The organism is Streptomyces thermocarboxydovorans, from assembly GCF_039524635.1.
Taxonomy (GTDB): domain Bacteria; phylum Actinomycetota; class Actinomycetes; order Streptomycetales; family Streptomycetaceae; genus Streptomyces; species Streptomyces thermocarboxydovorans.
Window position 1 is genome coordinate 51,022 of record NZ_BAAAGU010000010.1, and the last position, 20,051, is coordinate 71,072.

The 20,051-nt window shown below is 73.1% G+C and carries 15 protein-coding genes and 1 pseudogene; 10 read left to right on the top strand and 6 right to left on the bottom strand.

The features are described 5' to 3' along the window. Nucleotides 1–279 precede the first annotated feature (279 nt). Nucleotides 280–1,299 carry an SGNH/GDSL hydrolase family protein gene (locus ABD198_RS06715; protein ID WP_343998460.1) on the bottom strand — a complete coding sequence of 340 codons (1,020 nt, stop codon included), beginning with the start codon at nt 1,297–1,299 and terminating at the stop codon, nt 280–282. Between the two features lie 164 nt (nt 1,300–1,463). Here ABD198_RS06715 and ABD198_RS06720 point away from each other — a divergent pair, with 164 nt between their 5' ends. After that, nucleotides 1,464–2,849 (top strand): cystathionine beta-synthase, encoded by a 1,386-nt coding sequence (locus ABD198_RS06720; protein ID WP_343998461.1) that lies wholly within the window; start codon nt 1,464–1,466, stop codon nt 2,847–2,849. A 467-nt stretch (nt 2,850–3,316) separates the two neighbouring features. On the opposite strand, the gene ABD198_RS06725 is transcribed toward ABD198_RS06720, so the two are convergent. Next, a complete protein-coding gene (locus ABD198_RS06725) occupies nt 3,317–3,757 on the bottom strand; it encodes a hypothetical protein (protein WP_343998462.1) in 441 nt (146 codons plus the stop codon). A gap of 341 nt (nt 3,758–4,098) precedes the next feature. Between ABD198_RS06725 and ABD198_RS06730 the strand changes: the two genes are divergently transcribed. Both ABD198_RS06730 and ABD198_RS06735 read left to right on the top strand, forming a co-directional pair. Continuing rightward, nucleotides 4,099–4,941, top strand: a complete 843-nt coding sequence (locus ABD198_RS06730) for a MurR/RpiR family transcriptional regulator (protein ID WP_343998463.1) — start codon at nt 4,099–4,101, stop codon at nt 4,939–4,941. A 154-nt stretch (nt 4,942–5,095) separates the two neighbouring features. Then, complete coding sequence (locus ABD198_RS06735) at nt 5,096–5,680, top strand: hypothetical protein (protein ID WP_343998464.1); 585 nt, start codon at nt 5,096–5,098, stop codon at nt 5,678–5,680. Between the two features lie 60 nt (nt 5,681–5,740). Here ABD198_RS06735 and ABD198_RS06740 read toward each other — a convergent pair whose 3' ends face one another. Further along, nucleotides 5,741–7,090 carry a type III PLP-dependent enzyme domain-containing protein gene (locus ABD198_RS06740; RefSeq protein WP_343998465.1) on the bottom strand — a complete coding sequence of 450 codons (1,350 nt, stop codon included), beginning with the start codon at nt 7,088–7,090 and terminating at the stop codon, nt 5,741–5,743. 164 nt (nt 7,091–7,254) lie between these two features. Between ABD198_RS06740 and hutU the strand changes: the two genes are divergently transcribed. The 4 genes from hutU to hutI all read left to right on the top strand — a co-directional run bounded on the left by hutU (nt 7,255) and on the right by hutI (nt 12,741). After that, on the top strand, nt 7,255–8,919 hold the full coding sequence (gene hutU, locus ABD198_RS06745) for a urocanate hydratase (RefSeq protein WP_343998466.1): 1,665 nt from the start codon (nt 7,255–7,257) through the stop codon (nt 8,917–8,919). Nucleotides 8,920–9,005: 86 nt separating this feature from the next. Then, nucleotides 9,006–10,208, top strand: a complete 1,203-nt coding sequence (locus ABD198_RS06750) for an allantoate amidohydrolase (protein ID WP_343998538.1) — start codon at nt 9,006–9,008, stop codon at nt 10,206–10,208. Further along, nucleotides 10,205–11,545: a formimidoylglutamate deiminase gene (locus ABD198_RS06755; protein ID WP_343998467.1), complete on the top strand. Its 1,341-nt coding sequence runs from the start codon at nt 10,205–10,207 to the stop codon at nt 11,543–11,545. Before ABD198_RS06750 ends, ABD198_RS06755 begins: the two co-directional genes overlap by 4 nt. A 20-nt stretch (nt 11,546–11,565) precedes the next feature. Next, nucleotides 11,566–12,741 carry an imidazolonepropionase gene (hutI, locus tag ABD198_RS06760; protein ID WP_343998468.1) on the top strand — a complete coding sequence of 392 codons (1,176 nt, stop codon included), beginning with the start codon at nt 11,566–11,568 and terminating at the stop codon, nt 12,739–12,741. Between the two features lie 65 nt (nt 12,742–12,806). Here hutI and ABD198_RS06765 read toward each other — a convergent pair whose 3' ends face one another. After that, nucleotides 12,807–14,357 carry a ricin-type beta-trefoil lectin domain protein gene (locus tag ABD198_RS06765; protein WP_343998469.1) on the bottom strand — a complete coding sequence of 517 codons (1,551 nt, stop codon included), beginning with the start codon at nt 14,355–14,357 and terminating at the stop codon, nt 12,807–12,809. Between the two features lie 267 nt (nt 14,358–14,624). Next, nucleotides 14,625–15,551 (bottom strand): RNA polymerase sigma factor SigF, encoded by a 927-nt coding sequence (locus ABD198_RS06770; protein ID WP_343998470.1) that lies wholly within the window; start codon nt 15,549–15,551, stop codon nt 14,625–14,627. 239 nt (nt 15,552–15,790) lie between these two features. Here ABD198_RS06770 and ABD198_RS06775 point away from each other — a divergent pair, with 239 nt between their 5' ends. The 3 genes and pseudogenes from ABD198_RS06775 (at nt 15,791) to ABD198_RS06785 (ending at nt 17,907) form a co-directional block, all read left to right on the top strand. After that, complete coding sequence (locus tag ABD198_RS06775) at nt 15,791–16,168, top strand: STAS domain-containing protein (protein WP_343998471.1); 378 nt, start codon at nt 15,791–15,793, stop codon at nt 16,166–16,168. Nucleotides 16,169–16,402: 234 nt separating this feature from the next. Further along, nucleotides 16,403–16,963, top strand: coding sequence for an ATP-binding protein (locus ABD198_RS06780; RefSeq protein WP_343998472.1), 561 nt, complete (start codon nt 16,403–16,405; stop codon nt 16,961–16,963). 253 nt (nt 16,964–17,216) lie between these two features. Next, a pseudogene (locus tag ABD198_RS06785) lies at nt 17,217–17,907 on the top strand (LPXTG cell wall anchor domain-containing protein). 362 nt (nt 17,908–18,269) lie between these two features. On the opposite strand, the gene ABD198_RS06795 reads toward ABD198_RS06785, so the two are convergent. Then, nucleotides 18,270–19,766 (bottom strand): oligopeptide:H+ symporter, encoded by a 1,497-nt coding sequence (locus ABD198_RS06795; RefSeq protein WP_343998473.1) that lies wholly within the window; start codon nt 19,764–19,766, stop codon nt 18,270–18,272. Nucleotides 19,767–20,051 lie beyond the last annotated feature (285 nt).

The following is a 20,051-nucleotide window of genomic DNA, read 5'->3' on the forward strand; positions in this document are numbered from 1 at the left end:
CCGCTTCCGTCGGAGGGGACAGCGCCCGCCTGGGCCGAGGAACGCCTGCCGCACGCGTCACGCCCGCCGCGCGCTGCCCACCGGTGCAGGGTGGCGCCTGCCGGTTGCGGGGCGATGCCCGGCCGTCCGACGGACCCTGCCCGCCGGGCGCGGGGCGGTGACTGCCGGGCTCGCTGTCCCCGGATGCGGATAGTCCCGTCGGATGCGGGGCGGTGTCCGCCGGGCGCGGGATGGTGCCCGCAGGACGGTATGGCGCCCCCCGGGGCGTCCCCCTGCGCGTTACTCGGCGACCGGGGTGCGTTCCGGCTCCGGCATGTGGCGGCGTCGGCGGCGTTTGAGGAGGGCCCAGGGGCCGCGGGGGCCGGTGGGGGAGGCGGCGGTGACTTCTGTGCCGGCCTCGGAGGCGGCCTCGGCGGCTGCGCGGGCCACGGGGAGGAAGCCCTCGCGGCGGGAGGCGTCGGGGCGTTCCTCCTCGGCGGGCCAGAGGCCGAGGGCGGCGCACACGGTCGGCAGTACGGCCATCGCGGCTGTGGCGTAGCCCTCGGCCGAGGGGTGGTAGTTGTCCGGGCCGAACAGCTCGCGCGGGTTCGCCTCGAACTCGGGGCCCAGCAGGTCGCCCAGGGACACGGTGCGCGCGCCCTGCTCGACCGCCCCGATGGTCTGGGCCGCCGCCAGCTGCCGGGAGGCCCTCCGGGCCAGCCACCGCAGTGGCTGCCAGACCGGCTCGATGGTGCCGAGGTCGGGGCACGTCCCCACGACCACCTCGGCGCCGGCCGTCCGCAGCCGCCGTACCGCCGAGGACAGGCACCGCACCGAACGCGTCGCCGGGATCCGGTGGGTGACGTCGTTCGCGCCGATCATGATCACGCACACGTCCGGCACCCGCGCCGGATCGGCCAGCGCCCGCGTCACCTGCCGGTCCAGGTCGTCGGAGCGCGCCCCCGGCACCGCGACCGTGCTCAGCCCGACCGGCCGCTCGGCGATCGCCGCGATCCCCGAGGCCAGCAGCGCCCCCGGCGTCTGCCCGGCCCGTCGCACGCCCTGCCCCGCCGCCGTGGAGTCCCCCAGCATGGTCAGCCGCAGCGCGGGCACCCCCGGCACCGTGTAGGCGGCGCCGTACAGCCCGTCCGCGTTCGGCACGAAGGGAGTCGCGCCGTTGCCCACCCGGCGCCGCGCCAGCTGCGCCTCGGCGACCAGCAGGCCGACCGCGGCCGCACCGGCCAGACCGACGCCGCCCCCGCCGTACGCCGCGCCGGCCGCGATCCGCCGGGCCACCCTCGCCCTCGACATCCGCGTCATGCCTCCCCGCCACCTCCTCGAACCCTTACACCCAGTGCTTGCCCCGTACGGACCGTCGCCCAATCGCGACAGCGGGTGAACGACCCGGCCGGGTACTGCCGCCGGGAGGGCCTAGGCTGGCTGAACCACTACGACCACACCTTTTGCAGCATCCGGAGACAACGGTGCAATTCCACGACTCGATGATCAGCCTCGTCGGCAACACCCCGCTGGTGCGGCTCAACAGCGTGACCAAGGGCATCAGGGCGACCGTCCTGGCCAAGGTGGAGTACTTCAACCCCGGCGGTTCCGTGAAGGACCGCATCGCCCTGCGGATGATCGAGGCCGCCGAGCGCAGCGGGGAGCTGAAGCCGGGCGGCACCATCGTCGAGCCGACGAGCGGCAACACCGGCGTGGGGCTCGCCATCGTGGCCCAGCAGAAGGGCTACAAGTGCATCTTCGTCTGCCCGGACAAGGTCTCCACGGACAAGATCAACGTGCTGCGCGCCTACGGCGCCGAGGTCGTGGTCTGCCCGACCGCCGTGGCCCCCGAGCACCCCGACTCGTACTACAACGTCTCCGACCGCCTGGTCCGTGAGACGCCGGGCGCCTGGAAGCCGGACCAGTACTCCAACCCCAACAACCCGCTGTCGCACTACCACTCCACCGGCCCGGAGCTGTGGGAGCAGACCGAGGGGAAGATCACCCACTTCGTGGCCGGCGTCGGCACCGGCGGCACCATCTCCGGCACCGGCCGCTACCTCAAGGAGGTCAGCGACGGCCGCGTCAAGGTGATCGGCGCCGACCCCGAGGGCTCGGTGTACTCCGGCGGTTCCGGGCGCCCGTACCTGGTCGAGGGCGTCGGTGAGGACTTCTGGCCCTCCGCCTACGACCGGAACGTCGCCGACGAGATCGTCGCCGTCTCCGACAAGGACTCCTTCCAGATGACCCGCCGCCTGGCCAAGGAGGAGGGCCTGCTGGTCGGCGGCTCCTGCGGCATGGCGGTGGTGGCCGCGCTGAAGGTGGCCTCCCGGCTGGACGAGGACGACGTCGTGGTGGTGCTGCTGCCGGACAGCGGACGCGGCTACCTCAGCAAGATCTTCAACGATGAGTGGATGGCCGACTACGGCTTCCTGGAGGACAGCGGCCCGAGCGCCCGCGTCGCCGACGTGCTGCAGGACAAGGAGGGCTCCATGCCGTCCCTGGTCCACATGCACCCCGACGAGACGGTCGGCCAGGCCATCGAGGTGCTGCGCGAGTACGGCGTCTCGCAGATGCCGGTCGTCAAGCCGGGCGCCGGCCACCCGGACGTGATGGCCGCGGAGGTCGTCGGCTCGGTGGTGGAACGGGAGCTGCTGGACGCGCTGTTCAGCAAGAGCGCCTCGCTCGACGACCCGCTGGAGAAGCACATGTCGGCCCCGCTGCCGCAGGTCGGCTCGGGTGAGCCGGTCGCCGACCTGATGGCGGTGCTGGGCAAGGCGGACGCGGCGATCGTCCTGGTCGAGGGCAAGCCGACCGGCGTGGTCAGCCGCCAGGACCTGCTGGCGTTCCTCGCCAAGAGCGGCAGGTGACGGCGGGGGAGCGAGCGGGGTGACGGCGGACGCGCGAACACCGCACAGGTGAACGACCGCCGCGCACGTGACCGTTGAGCCGCATGAGGTCCGCGTGGACTTCGCGCAAGTGGTACGAGGGCGTCACGTTCGCGCAGCACTCGGTTAACACGCGTCCGGCAGATTGAGTGATGTCGGCGGGACGGGAGCGGCTCCCCGTTCCGGCCGGCGGTGAAACGGCGTCAAGGACCTCCGGAGCGGCTCCCGGACCTCCGACGCCATGGACGCGCCACCGGCTCAGTCCCGGTCCCGCGTCCCTCGCGGGGACCGCCGTCGTCCCGCCCCCCGGGTCCACCGGGGGTGCGGCGGTCCCCGCGCACAACTCTCCCGGTGCGTAGGGCGTTCCCGGTAGCCCCGGTGCTCCCGGTGCGTAGGGCGTTCCCGGTAGCCCCGGTGCTCCCGGTGCTCGCGGCACGGGAACCGGCGGGTCACTCCTCGCAGCCGCCGTCCCGGTCCTTGCGGCCGCCCCCGCAGCCGCTGAACAGCCCCGGGTTGGTGCGGGCGATCTGGGCGACGTTCACGCCGACGATGCCCAGCCAGGCCGCCAGCAGGCCGGGCAGTCCGCCCTGGGTCCCGCCGATCGCGGACAGCGGCACCGCGAGGACCAGGGAGACGATCGCGAAGCCGAACCGGTCTCCCCAGCTGTCCATGGGCCTCGGTGCCCTCGACTCCCGGGCTGCCGTCATCTGCTGCTCGGCGAGTTGCCGGCGCACCCGGCGCTCCACCGCGCCGTCGATGCGCTGGTCGACCTTCTCCAGGAACGAGTCGATCAGCGCCGGCTCGTACTCCTCACCCAGCTCCCTGCGCGCCCGCAGGGTGGCGTCGAGCTCCTTCTTCAGCTCGGCGTCCCGCGCGTCCATTCCGCTCATGCGGCCCACGGTAGGCAGGGCACGGCCCCGGCGCACTGGTGCTAACCCCCGTTCCCGGCCTCGGGACGGCCGGGGTGCGGCGACCGGGCCGCCCACCCTCATTGCGCAAGAAGAAGACTTGCTGATGAAAACTGTTGATCAACGGGTGCCGAGGTGGTCGCCGAACCCGGCTCGCAGTTCGTCATCGACCGCATCTGTGGCCCTGGCACCGGGCCCGAGGCCCCGGCACCGCACCCCCGATTCCGCGGTGCCCGCCGGACGAGGTCGTGCGGCGGGCGCCGCGGCTGTATAACGGTATGCAAGAGTTGCGGAGAGTGAATAGTTCCGAGGGGGAGCACGTCATGAGCGCCGCCGACAGCCCTGCCGCGCGCCTTCAGGCGCTGTTCGAGGGGCACCGGCTGACGCCGACCCAGCGGCGCATCGCCCACAGCATGGTGCGCCGCGCCGCCGACGTGCCGTTCCTGTCCAGCGTCGAGCTGGCCGAACTGGCGGGCGTCAGCCAGCCCTCGGTGACCCGCTTCGCCGTCGCCCTCGGCTTCGACGGCTACCCGGCCCTGCGCCGTCATCTGCGGGAGGTCGCCCCGGCCGAGCCCGTGCCCGACTCCGGCAGCGTCAACGAGTACCAGCAGGCCGTCGAGGCGGAGATCCAGAATCTGCGGCACCTCGCGGAGGCCCTGGCCGACCCCGTGCCCGTGCAGCGGGCGGGCCGCCTGCTGGCCGGCAGCCGGCCGCTGCCCGTGCTCGGGCTGCGCGCGGCCGCCGCCCAGGCGCACGGCTTCGCCTACTTCGCCGCCAAGGTCCACCCGGACGTACGGCTGCTCAACGAGGGCGGTTCCATGCTGCACGACCGCATCGACGCCGCCGTCCACGCCGGTGCCAGCGCCCTGCTCTGCTTCGCGCTGCCCCGGCATCCCCGGGAGGTCGTGAACACCCTCGCCCACGCCAAGGAGTCCGGCCTGACCGTGATCACCGTCGCCGACTCCGCCTTCGCGCCGGTCGCCAAGGTGTCCGATCTGCTGCTGCCCGCCCCCGTCGGCACCGGGCTCGTCTTCGACACCGCGTGCGCGCCGATGCTGCTGGGCCGGGTGCTGCTGGAGGCCATGTGCGACGAGCTGCCGGACGCCCAGGCGCGGCTGGAGGAGTTCGACGCCAAGGCGGCGGCCCGGGGCCTGTTCGTGGAGTGAGGCCCGCAGTGGGTCCCGTCCGGCGTTCTCAGACTCGTCTCAGCTTCTGTCGCTAGCGTGCCGTAGTTGGTACTTCTTCTGGTACCGCTTCTTCAGGAACCGCTGTCGGACCGTGCATCGGATGCGCATCGGATGTGAGACGGGAGGCTGGAACGTGTCGCGCGGAGGTCAGGGGCTGGCTCGGGTGGCCGTCGTGGTACGGGCCGGGGCCGCGCCGCTGTGGTGGCTGGGAGTCTTCGCCGCGGGCATCGGGCTGTCGGTGCCGGGACTGACCGGGCGCCGGATCGGCGTGCTGGCGGGTGCCGCCCTGTTCATCGTGGCGGCCGCCGTAATCGCCCTTCTGCGGCGCGGCCGCTACCGGGACCTGACCCGTGCGGCGGCCCGGGCGGGCAAGCACGACGTGCTCCAGGACCGCGCGGTGACCGCCCGCAACTGGCGGCGCGGGCACCGCTGGTGGCTGCTGCTCGCCTTCCTCGCGGCGCTGGGCAGCGCCCTCGCGGCCCCGGCCGCCGGCGGTCTGCTGCTCGCCGGGTGCGGTGTGGGCCTGTGGCTGAAGGCCTCCTGGATCGGCCGCCTGGAGAAGGCCGGCGACCAGCTGCTGTGGGTGCGGGTCGACTGGCTCGGCCGCAACGCCGGCAACCCGGCCGGCAAGGCGGTCAAGGCCTACCGCACCACGGGCATCGCGGCCGGCGACGCCAAGCCGGGCGGCTCCCGCCGCAAGACCCCGGCCCTGGTCTGACCAGGGCGAATACGGAATCCTCGGGCAGGGCCCGCCGGGTGCGGCGGGCCCTGGCCGCGTTCAGGACCCCAGGCCCTCCACGAGCGCGTCGGCGTGGTCGCCGCCCGACTCCCGCACGATCTCCTCCGTCGTCTGGGCGGGGCGGACCAGGGCGAAGGTGACGTCACCCGGCTCATCCGCGACGAAGCCGTGCACAGCCGGGCGGGGCAGCGAGTTGTAGGCGTAGTGGTGGGCGAAGTAGTACGCGCCGGTGTCCAGCGCCGCCGCGTAGTCGCCCTGCTCCAGCAGCGGCAGCGGATACTCCCGGGCCAGCAGGTCGCCCGCGAAGCAGGCCGGGCCGGCGATGTCCTGCACCACCGCGGGCCCCTCCTTCGGCAGCCCCTTGGCGTCGTAGGCGGCGATCCTGAGCGGCCACTCCTGCGGTGCGTAGACCGTGCGCGTGGCCACCTGCACGCCCGCGTGCGTCACCGCCACCGGCCGCCCGCCCGCGCGCTTGGCGTACTCCACCCGGGCGAGGAGCGTGCCGTGCTTGGCCAGCAGTGACCGGCCGAACTCGGTGACGATCCCGTACCGCCCGTCGAACAGCCCCGGCACCGTGTCCCGCAGCACCCGCGCATACGCGCCGTACGTCGGGGTGAACGCCTCCGAGGCGAAGTTCACCGGCAGCCCGCCGCCGATGTCGAGGGTGTCCACCTGCTGCCGGCCCGCCCGCCGGTTGATCTCCTCCGCCAGCTCGTAGGTCTCGGCCACCCCGCGCGCCATCAGCTCCAGCGCCACGCCCTGCGAGCCGGTGTGTGCGTGCAGCCGGGTCAGCCAGGGCCGCTCCAGATACGCCCGCACGACCCACTCCCGCACCCCCTCGTCGCGCAGCGCCACCCCGAACTTGCTGGTCGCGGTGGCGGTCGACAGCGCCTCGATGGCACCGGACCCGACCTGCGGATTCACCCGCAGCCCGAGCGGTGAGCGGGGCGTGCCCGAGCCCACCAGGGTGTCGATGCGGGCCAGCTCCTGCGGATTGTCCGCGTTGACGGCGATGCCCAGCGCCAGCGCCTCGCGCAGCTCCGCCGGGGTCTTGGCGGGCGAGTCCAGCACCGTCCGCTCCGGTTCGATCCCCGCCGCCCGCGCCAGCGCCAGCTCGCCCGGGCTCGCCACCTCGGCGCCGATGCCCTCGGCCCGCAGCAGCCGCAGCACCGGCACCAGCGGCGTCGCCTTCACCGCGAACGCGTGCAGTATCCGTGTGCCGGGTGCCGCGACGGCCTCGAACGCGGCGCGCAGCCCGGCCGCCGACTGCCGGATGCCGGTGACGTCGAGCAGCGCCACGATGGGCTGATCGGGTCCGAGAAGCCCCTGCTCCACCGCCTGCCGCACGGCCCGGTCCCGTCGCGCCGACCGGCTCTCGTCATGGCTCACCGCTGGCCCCTCCCGTCGCTGCTGTTCGTCTCCTGGCTCTCATGGCCCATGCATCCAGCCAAACACCCGACACGCCCGCACGGCGGCACCCGCATGTATTGACTAGCCCTATTCAGGCGCTGAGTATGTGAATATCTGCAGTAACACGCGATGAGGAGGCAGACATGTCAGGACCCCGCACCGTCCGGGCACCGCGCGGCACGCAGCCGAGCGCCCTGGGCTGGCAGCAGGAGGCCGCCCTGCGGATGCTGCAGAACAACCTCGACCCGGAGGTCGCCGAGCACCCCGACAAGCTCGTCGTCTACGGCGGCACCGGCAAGGCCGCCCGGGACTGGCGCTCCTTCGACGCCATGGTCCGCACGCTGCAGACCCTCAAGCAGGACGAGACGATGCTCGTCCAGTCCGGCCGCCCCGTCGGCGTCATGCAGACCCACGAGTGGGCACCGCGCGTCCTCATCGCCAACTCCAACCTCGTCGGCGACTGGGCCACCTGGGAGGAGTTCCGCCGCCTGGAGGCCCTCGGCCTGACCATGTACGGGCAGATGACGGCCGGCTCCTGGATCTACATCGGCACCCAGGGCATCCTCCAGGGCACCTACGAGACCTTCGCCGCCGTCGCCGCGAAGCGGTTCGGCGGCAGCCTCGCCGGGACCATCACCCTCACCGCCGGCCTCGGCGGCATGGGCGGCGCCCAGCCGCTCGCCGTGACCATGAACGACGGCGTCGCCATCTGCGTCGACTGCGACCCGCGGGCCATCGACCGCCGGATCGAGCACCGCTACCTCGATGTGAAGGCCGACGGCCTGGACCACGCGCTGCAGCTCGCCGTCGAGGCCCGCGACGCCCGCCGCCCGCTGTCCATCGGCGTCCTCGGCAACGCCGCCGAACTGGTGCCGCAGCTGCTGGCCATGGGCGCCCCCATCGACGTCGTGACCGACCAGACCTCCGCCCACGACCCGCTGTCCTACCTGCCGCTCGGCATCGCCTTCGAGGACATGGCGGAGGAGGCCAGGAAGGACCCGGCCGGTTTCACCACCCGCGCCCGCGAGTCCATGGCCAGGCACGTCGAGGCCATGGTCGGCTTCCAGGACGCCGGCGCCGAGGTCTTCGACTACGGCAACTCCATCCGCGGCGAGGCGAAACTCGCCGGATACGAGCGGGCGTTCGCCTTCCCCGGCTTCGTCCCCGCCTACATCCGGCCGCTGTTCTGCGAGGGCAAGGGCCCCTTCCGCTGGGCCGCGCTCTCCGGCGACCCCGCCGACATCGCCAGGACCGACCGGGCGATCCTCGACCTCTTCCCGGAGAACGAGTCCCTCGCCCGCTGGATCCGCATGGCGGGGGAGCGGGTGCACTTCCAGGGGCTGCCGGCCCGCATCTGCTGGCTCGGCTACGGCGAGCGCGACAAGGCCGGCGAGCGCTTCAACGACATGGTCGCGAGCGGCGAACTGGCCGCGCCCGTCGTCATCGGCCGCGACCACCTGGACTGCGGGTCCGTCGCCTCCCCCTACCGGGAGACCGAGGCGATGCTGGACGGCTCCGACGCCATCGCCGACTGGCCGCTGCTGAACGCCATGGTGAACGTGGCCTCCGGCGCCTCCTGGGTCTCCATCCACCACGGCGGCGGCGTGGGCATGGGCCGCTCCCTGCACGCCGGGCAGGTGACGGTGGCCGACGGCACGGCGCTGGCGGGGGAGAAGATCCGCCGGGTGCTGACCAACGACCCCGGCATGGGCGTCATCCGGCATGTCGACGCCGGGTACGAGATCGCCGAGACCGTGGCCGAGCAGCGGGGCGTGCGGGTGCCGATGCGCGAGGGCGGCTCGCAGTGAGCGGGACCGGGACCGAGAACCAGACCCGGAGCGGTGACGGGGCCGGGCGTCCGGCGGCGCCCGGGTCCGCCGGCTCGTTCCACGCCATGTGGCGCGAGCTGCTCCCCGTGGGCCGGCACCCCGGCACCGGCGGCTACCGGCGCTACGCCTGGACCCCCGCCGACGCCGAGTGCCGGGCCTGGTTCCGTCAGCAGGCCAGCGCCCGCGGCCTGGCCTACGAGGTGGACCGGAACGGCAACCAGTGGGCCTGGGCCGGTGATCCCGCCGCCGGGGACGCCGTGGTCACCGGGTCGCACCTGGACTCCGTGCCCGACGGCGGTGCCTTCGACGGACCCCTCGGGGTGGTCTCCGCCTTCGCCGCCCTCGACGAACTGCGCGCGCGGAACGTGCAGTTGACCCGGCCGCTCGGCATCGTCAACTTCGGCGACGAGGAGGGCGCCCGCTTCGGGCTCGCCTGCGTCGGATCCCGGCTCACCGCGGGACGGCTCACCCGCGAGCAGGCGCACCGGCTCACCGACGGCGACGGCATCACCCTGCCGAAGGCCATGGAGGCCGCCGGGTACGACCCCGACGCCATCGGGCCCGACCCGGAACGGCTGGCCCGGATCGGCGCGTTCGTCGAGCTGCATGTCGAACAGGGGCGCGCCCTCGACGTGACCGGCGACCGGGTGGGCGTGGCCAGCGCCATCTGGCCGCACGGCCGCTGGCGGTTCGACTTCCGGGGCGAGGCCAACCACGCCGGCACCACCCGCCTCGCCGACCGGCGCGACCCCATGCTGCCCTACGCCGAGACGGTCCTCGCCGCCCGCCGGGAGGCCCGGCTGGCCGGTGCCGTCGCCACCTTCGGCAAGATCGCGGTGGAGCCCAACGGCGTCAACGCCATCCCCGCCCTGGTGCGGGGCTGGCTCGACTCCCGCGCACCCGAGCAGGGCACCCTGGACACGGTGATCGAGGGCATCGAGGCGGCGGCCCGCGAACACGCCGTCGCCCACGGCGTCGGCCTGGAGGTCACCCGTGAGTCCTTCACGCCCGTCGTCGAGTTCGACCACGCCCTGCGCGACGAACTCGCCCGCATCCTCGGCAAGGAGGCCGGCCTCAAGGTGCCCGTGCTCGGCACCGGTGCCGGACACGACGCGGGAATCCTCGCCGGCGCCGTCCCCACCGCCATGCTGTTCGTGCGCAACCCCACCGGCGTCTCGCACTCCCCGGCCGAACGGGCCGAGGAGGACGACTGCGTGGCCGGGGTGCTGGCGCTCGCCGACGTACTGGAAGGACTGGCCTGCCGGTGACCGCGACGACGACGTACTGGCTCGAGCACGCCTGGCTCGGCGACCGCGTCGAGTCCGGCGTGCGACTCGACGTCCGCGACGGACGCATCCACACCCTCACCCCGGACAGCCCCGTGCCGCCGCCCGGGGCCGTGGTGCTGCGGGGCCTGACCCTGCCCGGACTGGCCAACGCCCACAGCCACGCCTTCCACCGGGCGCTGCGCGGCTTCGTCCAGGTCGGCTCCGGCACCTTCTGGACCTGGCGGGAGGTCATGTACGCGATGGCCCACCGCCTCACCCCGGAGAGCTACCACCTGCTCGCCCGCGCGGTGTACGCGGAGATGGCCCTCGCCGGCATCACCTGCGTCGGCGAGTTCCACTATGTGCACCACGCGCCCGGCGGTGCCCGCTACGACGACCCCAACGCGATGGGGGAGGCGCTGATCGAGGCCGCGGCCGACGCCGGGATCCGCATCACCCTCCTCGACACCGCCTATCTCTCCTCCGGCTTCGGCGCGCCGCCCACCACCCACCAGCTGCGCTTCTCCGACGGCACCGCCGACGCCTGGGCCGAACGCTGCTCCCTCCTCAAGGAGCGCGAGCACGCCCGGATCGGAGCGGCCGTGCACTCCGTGCGGGCCGTGCCCGCCGAGCAGCTGGCGACCGTGGCGGGCTGGGCCGAGCAGCGGCGGGCCCCGCTGCATGTGCACCTGTCCGAGCAGACCGCCGAGAACGACGCCTGCCTCGAGGCCCACGGATGCACCCCCACCCGGCTGCTCGCGGACCACGGAGTGCTCGGCCCGCGCACCACCGGCGTGCACAACACCCACCTCACCGGCGAGGACATCGCCCTGATCGGCGGCAGCGGCACCGGCACCTGCATGTGTCCCACCACCGAACGCGACCTCGCCGACGGCATCGGGCCCGCCGCCGAACTCCAGCGGCAGGGCTCCCCGCTCTCCCTCGGCTCCGACAGCCACGCCGTGATCGACATGTTCGAGGAGGCCCGGGCCATGGAGCTGAACGAGCGGCTGCGCACCCGCACCCGCGGCCACTGGACGGCGAACGCCCTGCTGCGCGCCGCCACGGCCGACGGCCACGCCGCCCTCGGCTGGGACCGGGCGGGCAGCATCGAGCCCGGCGCCCTCGCCGACCTCACCACCATCACCCTGGACTCGGTCAGAACAGCGGGGCCGCTGCCCGGGCTCGGCGCCGAGACGGCTGTATTCGCCGCGACCGCGGCCGACGTACGGCACACCGTGGTGGGCGGCCGGCACGTCGTACGCGACGGGACGCACACCCGGGTGCCCGACGTACCGCACGCCCTCGCGCAGGCCGTCGAGGCCCTGCGAGCCTGACGACCCCCCACGAGGACGCCATGAGCAGCAGCACCGTCATCACCAACATCGCCACGCTGGTCACCAACGACCCCTCCCGCCACGGCGATTCACCCCTGGGCCTGGTCCGGGACGCGGCCGTCGTCATCGAGGGCGACCGCATCGCATGGACCGGTGCATCAAGCAAAGCACCCGCCACTGACAACCGGGTCGACGCCGCCGGCCGCGCGGTCCTGCCGGGCTTCGTCGACTCCCACTCCCACCTGGTCTTCGCGGGCGACCGCACCGAGGAGTTCAACGCCCGCATGTCCGGCCGCCCCTACAGCGCGGGCGGCATCCGCACCACCGTCGCCGCCACCCGGGCCGCCACCGACGCAGAACTCGAGGCGAACCTCACCCGCCTGCTCGCCGAGGCACTCCGCCAGGGCACCACCACCTTCGAGACCAAGTCCGGCTACGGCCTGACCGTCGACGACGAGGCCCGCGCCCTGCGCCTGGCCGCCCGCCACACCGACGAGGTCACCTTCCTCGGCGCGCACATCGTCGCCCCCGAGTACGCCGGGGACCCGGCCGGCTATGTCGCCCTGGTCACCGGCGAGATGCTGGACGCCTGCGCACCGCACGCCCGGTGGATCGACGTCTTCTGCGAGAAGGGCGCCTTCGACGGCGACCAGGCCCGCGCGATCCTCACCGCCGGGAAGGCCAGGGGCCTGCACCCCCGCGTCCACGCCAACCAGCTCTCCTACGGCCCCGGCGTGCAGCTGGCCGTCGAGCTGGACGCGGCCAGTGCCGACCACTGCACCCACCTCACCGACGCCGATGTGGACGCCCTGGCCGGCAGCCGCACCGTCGCCACCCTGCTGCCCGGCGCCGAGTTCTCCACCCGCGCCGAGTGGCCCGACGCCCGCCGGCTGCTGGACGCGGGCGCCACCGTCGCCCTGTCCACGGACTGCAACCCCGGCTCGTCCTTCACCTCCTCGATGCCGTTCTGCGTCGCGCTCGCGGTGCGGGAGATGGGCATGACGCCCGACGAGGCCGTGTGGTCCGCCACCGCGGGCGGCGCCCAGGCCCTGCGCCGCACCGACATCGGCCGCCTCACCGTCGGCGCCCGCGCCGACCTGACCCTGCTCGACGCCCCCAGCCACGTCCACCTGGCCTACCGGCCCGGCGTGCCGCTGGTCAGCGCCGTCTGGCGGGCCGGCGTGCGGGTGGTCTGAGCAGCCCGGTGCCGTGGCGGGCCGGGAGACCTCAGCGTCCCGCCGGCTTCCGCGGCCCGGGGTCCTCAGGTCCCCGCCCGCCAGCGCTGGTCGGTCCGTTCCGCCGCGCTGACCAGCCCCACCGAGTCGCCGCCGCCCGGCGTCACCGCGTGGGACGGCGCGATGGCCGCGCGGATGACGCCGGCGGAGTCGACGGTGAAGCGGAGGTTCTGCCCGTTGCGCCCCTCCACCGAGGAGCACGACCAGATCCCCACCCCGCGGTCCACCGCACCCCGGCTGTCCAGGCAGAAGTCGTCGTCGGCGTAGGACTGCAGCACCCCGCGTCCGGCGTCGTAGCGCCACCGCTGGGTGTCGGAGCCGTCGCAGGGGGCGGTGACGACGTCGGTGCGGTTCTCCAGGTCGCCGTCGATGTCCAGGCACCGGCCGGTGGCGAGATTCACCACCGGTGCGTACGAGCCGCCCGGCGGCGCGTACGTCGGCGTGGCACGCGGGGAAGAGGGCGTGGGGTGCGGGCTGCGCGAGGGCCGCTTCGTCCGCGTCGGCGACGCGGAGGGCGAGGTGCGCGTCGGGGAGGCGGTCGGGGAGGGCGACGGGGTGGCCGTCACCGTCACCGGCGGCGGGACGGGCGAGGGGGAGCCCGGACCCCCGGCCCGCCCGGACGGAGCCTCGCCCGGGGACAGCACGAACAGCAGCAGCGGTACGGCGCCCACGCCGAGCGCGGCCGAGGCCAGCACCAGCCGCCGCGAGCGGGGCCGGGGAGTCTCCGCCGCGGGCGCGGCGACCTCCGTCCGCCCGGTCTCCGGGGCGTCCGCCGCGTACGCCGTGCCCGCCCAGGGCAGCAGCCCTTCGGCGAGGGTGGTGCGCGGATCGTCCCGCAGGGCGCACAGCTCCTCGTACGCCGCCGTGCAGTGGGCGCAGTGCGCCATGTGGGTGTGCAGATCGGCGCTGCCGCGGCGGTTGCCGGGTCGTACGGACTCCTCGATCAGGCGGCGGAAGTCACAGCACCTCGGATCGTCGGAGGCCGCCAGCCGGGACCGCAGACTCGCCTGGCCCAGGGCTCCCAGCGCGGAGTCGGTGCCGTAGACGACGTCCTCGCGGGTGATGCCGAGGAAGGCCGCCGTGCGCTCGGCCGGCTCCTGCTCGACGACGCCGTACCAGAGGAGGCCCTGCGCGCGGTACGGAAGCGTCCGGAAGGCCGCGAGCAGGGGCGGGACCGGGCCCTCGGAACCGGACGAGCTGAGCACGAGCAGCAGGCCCGGGTCCAGCCCTCCGGCCCGCCCGTCCGCGGCCCACTGCGCGGCCACCCGCACGGTCAGCAGCAGAAGCTGATGGCGCAGCGGCCCGCCGGAGTCGGTGCCGCGGGCCATCTCGCGCGCGGCCAGGGTGAAGGCCTGCGCGGCGAGCTGTCGTGCCGAGGAGTCACCGGTGGTGCAGCGGCGGGCGTAGGCGAGCACCGAGGGGCCGTGCCGGGCCCTGAGTTCCTGGAGCGCCCCGTACGCCGCCGAGGTGTCGCCGCGCAGCAGTTCGGTCAGCCGGATGTCGGACACTCCGGCGTACGCACCGCCGGGCCCGTCCCCGGTGCCGTCAACCTCGACGAACTCGCCGTCCCCAGCCATCCATCGCCTCCTCGCCCCCGGGCCGTCGGACTCCGCCGTCCCGACTGACCTTCCGGCCGGTTTGGGCGAGCTCATAGTGCTGGATGAGGACCGCGGGGAAAAGGGGTAACCGTGGGTAATGAGGCGCGCCCCGCGCCCGGACGGCACCCGGTGCCCCCGGCCGGTACGGGCAGGGACATCCGGCGCCGACAGGGCGCGGGGCGCGGTCGGTCGATCCGTGCGGCCGGCTGCTCACCGGCCTGCTCCGGGCGCCCGCCCGGATGCCGGTCACTCCTCGATGGTCAGCGCCTTGCGCAGCCGCACCAGGGTGCGGGACAGCAGCCGGGAGACGTGCATCTGGGAGATGCCCAGCTCCTCGCCGATCTCCGACTGGGTCATCCCGGCCACGAAACGCAAGCTGAGGATCTTCCGGTCCCTCGGTGCCAGTTCGGCGATCAGCGGCTTCAACGACTCGATGTATTCGATGCCTTCGAGGCCGTGGTCCTCGTAGCCGATCCGGTCGGCCAGGGCGCCCTCGGCGTCGTCCTCCTCGGGCTGGGCGTCCAGCGAGGAGGCGGTGTAGGCGTTCGACGCCGCCATGCCCTCGACGACCTCGTCGTCGGAGATGCCGAGGCGTTCGGCCAGCTCGGTCACGGTCGGCGCGCGGTCGAGCTTCTGCGCCAGTTCGTCACCGGCCTTGGCCAGGTCGAGGCGCAGCTCCTGGAGGCGGCGCGGCACGCGCACGGACCAGGAGGTGTCGCGGAAGAAGCGCTTGATCTCGCCGATGATGGTCGGCATCGCGAACGTGGGGAACTCCACACCGCGCGACAGCTCGAACCGGTCGATGGCCTTGATCAGGCCGATGGTGCCGACCTGGATGATGTCCTCCATCGGCTCGCTGCGGGAGCGGAAGCGGGAGGCGGCGAACTTGACCAGGGCGAGGTTGAGTTCGACGAGCGTGTTGCGGACGTAGGAGTACTCGTGGGTGCCTTCCTCGAGTGACTCCAGGCGTTCGAAGAGAGTGCGGGACAGGGCCCGTGCGTCGACCGCCTCGACCGTGTCGTACGGGGGGATCTCCGGGAGTCCGGCGAGTAGATCGTCCTGGACGACACTCATGTCGTCCTGCTCGATGGGATCCAGATGTTCCTCAGGGAGTGTCGACGTCGCTTTCCGGGTACGCGATGCGTCGAGCCGGGGTGACATGGTGTCCTCCATCGTTCTCGGCATATGGCTGCCGAAGCCAGAACGTGCACTGCGGTGTGCGGCGCCTCCAAAGCCGGCCGTGTCGGGTACGTGTTCTTACTAGCCCTACCCGCTCCGACAAGCCCGCCGCAAGTGCGTTTTGTTCGGTTGTGTCCGTTTCTGCGTGATTGTTCAGGTGTCGGAGCACCGTCGGAGGGCGTAGTGTTCGAGGGCGTCAGCAAGCAGACACGAGGTCGGGAGAGAGAGACGGCATGGACCGCGGGACGGTCGGCAGCGCACAGTCGGGCCGGCTTCTGGTCGAGGTGCGACAAGAGGGCCCCAGTGCCGTCGTGACTCCGGCGGGTGAGTTGGATCACCACACCGCCGATCTGTTGCGTGAGCCACTGGAGAACTGCCTCGCCAAAGGATTGAACCGGCTCGTCATCGACTGCTCCCGGCTGGAGTTCTGCGACTCCACCGGGCTCAACGTTCTGCTCGGGGCCCGGCTGAAGGCCGAGGCCGCCGGGGGCGGGGTGCATCTCGTCGGGATGCAGCCCGTTGTCGCGCGGGTGTTCGAGATCACGGGGGTGGATGCCGTCTTCACGGTCCACGACACCCTCGAGGCCGCCCTGGCCGACGACTCCGGATGACCCGCGCGGCCGGGGCGGGGCACCGCCCCGGGCCCCGTGCCCCCGGAGTCCAGACACGGTTTTTCGTGCGAATACGGGGGTGTCCCCTCGGGCCCCTCGGGCAGGAGACATCCTGAACGTGTCGGCCGCCGTGGTCGCAGGGGTGCAGTGAACCGGACGCGCCGCGCACTGCGTGACTGACTGAGTACGGATTTTTTGAATCGTGAACCGGTGAATCGGTGAGGTGAAGCGCTGATGAGCACCACCCGGCCCTACTCGCCGGGCGACCGCGGTCCGGAGCCCGGCGGCGCTTCCGGCGTGTCCGGGGGCGGCGCGGCGCAGGACGCCGCCGACGGGGGCGTCGCGGCGCCCGCCGGCGTGCCGGGGTCGTCCGGGGCCGCCGCGGGCCGGCAGATCCGCCGGCTGAGCTTCGAGGGCCAGAGCGGTGTGGTGCCGCTCGCGCGCGACTTCACCCGCCAGGCGCTGCACGCCTGGGGCTGGCTGCCCGCGGCCACCGCCGACCAGCGGGCCGCCGCCGAGGACGTCCTGCTGGTCGTCTCCGAGCTGGTCACCAACGCCTGCCTGCACGCCGAGGGGCCGGACCAGCTCACCCTCACCTGCGACAACAAGGTGATCCGCCTGGAGGTCACCGACCGCGGCACGGGCCAGCCGGCCCCGCGCACCCCGCACCGCGCGGGCCGCCCCGGCGGCCACGGCATGTTCATCGTCCAGCGCCTCTGCCTGGACTGGGGCGTCGTCCGCACACCGGGCGTCGCCGGCAAGACGGTCTGGGCGGAGCTCGGCGCCCCCGCATAGCGCACCGCCCCCCACCGACGCACCGCACACCCTGCGCGCCGCCCTCGGAAGCGGCGCCCTTCCTTTTTCACTGCTTTCACTGCTTTCACTGCCTGCACGGCGTGGCCGCCCCCGCAGTGGCGCCGCCCTCTTCCCGGACCCCGGTCGCGGCCGCCCCCGATCCGGCGTGTCACGTCTCTTCCCTCCTCGAGGTCCCCGGCGTACCGTGACCGCCCATCTGATGAGGCGTCAGAAACCAGGAAGGCAGGGGACCGTGTCGTACCGGAACCGAACCGCCGCCCTCGCGTCCGCCGTCGTCCTGGCCGGGTCCACGGTGCTGCTGGCCGCCCCCGCCGCGCAGGCGAAGGTCGTCGACGTCGACTACCAGTGCAAGACGCCGATCGGGGACAAGAGCGCGGTCTCGCCCAATCGACATCGAGGCGGCGCGCAGCGGCAGCGGTTACCGCATCACCATGTCCTGGCAGAAGGGCGTCTCCTCCAGCCCCGTGGAACTGGGCAAGGGCGCGATGAACCCCAGCGCCACCATCGCGCTGGGCGGCGCCGACTCCGGCACCCGCACCGTCACCGGCCCCGCCAACGACGCCCCGATCCCGCCCAACACCCCCATCAAGATCAGCGACTTGTCCGCCACCTACACGCCGGAGAAGATCGGCACGGTGACCTTCACGGCGGACGTCCTGACCATCAAGGCACTCGGTACGACCACCACCTGCACGCCCGTCAATGCACCCGGCCCCTCCCTGACCCTCGAGGTGACGGCCGCGGGCAAGGCCCCCGCGACCGGCGGGGGCGGCACGGACGACTCCGGTGGCGGGACCCTGCCGAGCACCGGCCCCCAGGACTCGGCCGTCGCCCTGGCCACCCTCGGCGGCACCGTCCTGCTCGCCGGTGTGGCCGGCACGCTGTGGCTGACCCGCAGGACCGGCGGGGCCCGCGGGGAGTGAGCACCGGCGCGCGCACCACGGCACCGCCGCTGCTCCTGGCGCTGCTGCTGGTGGCCCTCCTCCCGGCGGCACCGTCCCGCCCGGCGGCCGGGCCCGCGTCGAACTGCCCGTCCAGCTCCCGGCCGGCGCCCACGGCGACTACACGGTCTCCCTCAAGTACGGCGGACGGATCCTCGCCGAGCACCCCTGGACCGAACCCCGCCCCTGGGGCGTCACCCTCTTCTGGACCCTGACCTTCCTGACGGTCCCCGTCGCCCTGTACCGCGCGGCCATGGCCCTGCTGGAGCGGTGCCTGCCGGCGCACACGGAAGGGCCCCCGCACCCGGCGGGTGCGGGGGCCCTGCGTCACAGGGAGAACGGCGTCAGCGGACGTCGCCCATCAGTGCCTTGACCTTCCTGCGGTACATCCACACCGCGGCACCGGCGACCACGGCCAGCGCCGCCTCCAGGGCGACGATGCCCATCCTGTTCAGGTCCACACCGGCGATGGACAGCAGACCCGTGGTGGCGTCACCGGCGGTCACCGCCAGGAACCAGACGCCCATCATCTGGGAGGCGTACTTCACCGGGGCCATCTTCGTGGTGACCGACAGGCCGACCGGCGAGACCAGCAGCTCACCGACGGTCTGCGTGAAGTAGATCGCCACCAGCCACATCGCCGCGGCCTTGTGGCCGCCGTCCGCGATGGACAGCGGAGCGAGGAACAGGAAGAAGGACGCACCGACCAGCACCAGACCGGAGGCGAACTTCACGATGGTGCTCGGCTCCTTGCCGCGCCGGTTCAGCGCCAGCCAGAACCAGGCGAAGACCGGGGCCAGCGCCATGATCAGGACCGGGTTGACCGACTGGTACCAGGAGACCGGGAACTCCCAGCCCAGGACGCTGTTCTCGGCCGATGAGTCCGCGAAGATCGACAGGGTCGAGCCGCCCTGGTCGTAGATCATCCAGAACACGGCCGCGGCGACGAAGAACCAGATGTACGCCGACATCTTCGACTGCTCGGCGGTGGCCAGGGACTTGTCGCGCTTGATGCGGGTCAGCACCATCACCGGCACGATCACACCGAGCAGCGTCAGCGGGACCAGCACCCAGTTCAGCGTGTAGTGGCCGGTGAAGCCGACGATCGCGTAGAAGACGGCGGCGACGACGGCCCAGAAGGCGGCCTTGCGCAGCGTGGTGGTCTTCTCCGCGGCCGACAGGGGCTTCGGCACGACGCTGGACTGCGCGGCCAGGTGACGGCTGCCGAGCAGGAACTGGGCGACACCCAGACCCATGCCGAGCGCGGCCAGGGCGAAGCCCAGGTGCCAGTTCACGTTCTCGCCGACGGTGCCGATGATCAGCGGCGCGCCGAAGGCACCGAGGTTGATGCCCATGTAGAAGACGGTGAAGCCACCGTCGCGGCGCGGGTCGTCCGGACCGTCGTAGAGCTGGCCGACCATCGTGGAGATGTTGGCCTTCAGCAGACCCGAGCCGATGGCGACCAGGCCGAGGCCGGCGTAGAACGTGCCGGAGGAGGGCAGGGCCAGCGTGAGGTGGCCCAGCATGATGATGCCGCCCGCGACGGCGACGGTCTTGCGCGGACCCCACACGCGGTCGCCGAACCAGCCGCCCGGCATCGTGAGCAGGTACACCAGCGACAGGTACACCGAGTAGATCGCGGTCGCCGTGCCGGCGCTGAGACCCAGGCCGCCCGGAGCGACGAGGTACAGCGGGAGCAGGGCTCTCATGCCGTAGTAGGAGAAGCGCTCCCACATCTCGGTCATGAAGAGGGTGGCCAGTCCGCGGGGGTGGCCGAAGAAGGTCTTCTCGGAGCCGGGGGTGCCCGGGGTGACCGAGTCCTTCGTCAGGCTGGACGCCATTGGTCGTTCCTTGTTGGTCGGGACGCGTCGCGCGAGCGGGTACGCGCCCGGTGGGGGGCGGCGGCCGGCACCGGCGGGCCCCGCCGTCCCATCCCACGCCCGGGGGAGGTCCGCTCCGGATCGCGGAGCGGCGGACGGCGACCACCGGGATCCACGCCTTCCCGCGCGACGATGCGCGGGTGAGGCCCGGCCACAGGTCATTCCTTCCGGGGCCGGCGAGTGAGCCGGCCCGCACACAAAAGAGACCTTCAGCGTCGAATTCCGCCAAAGGTCCCCGCAGTGCAA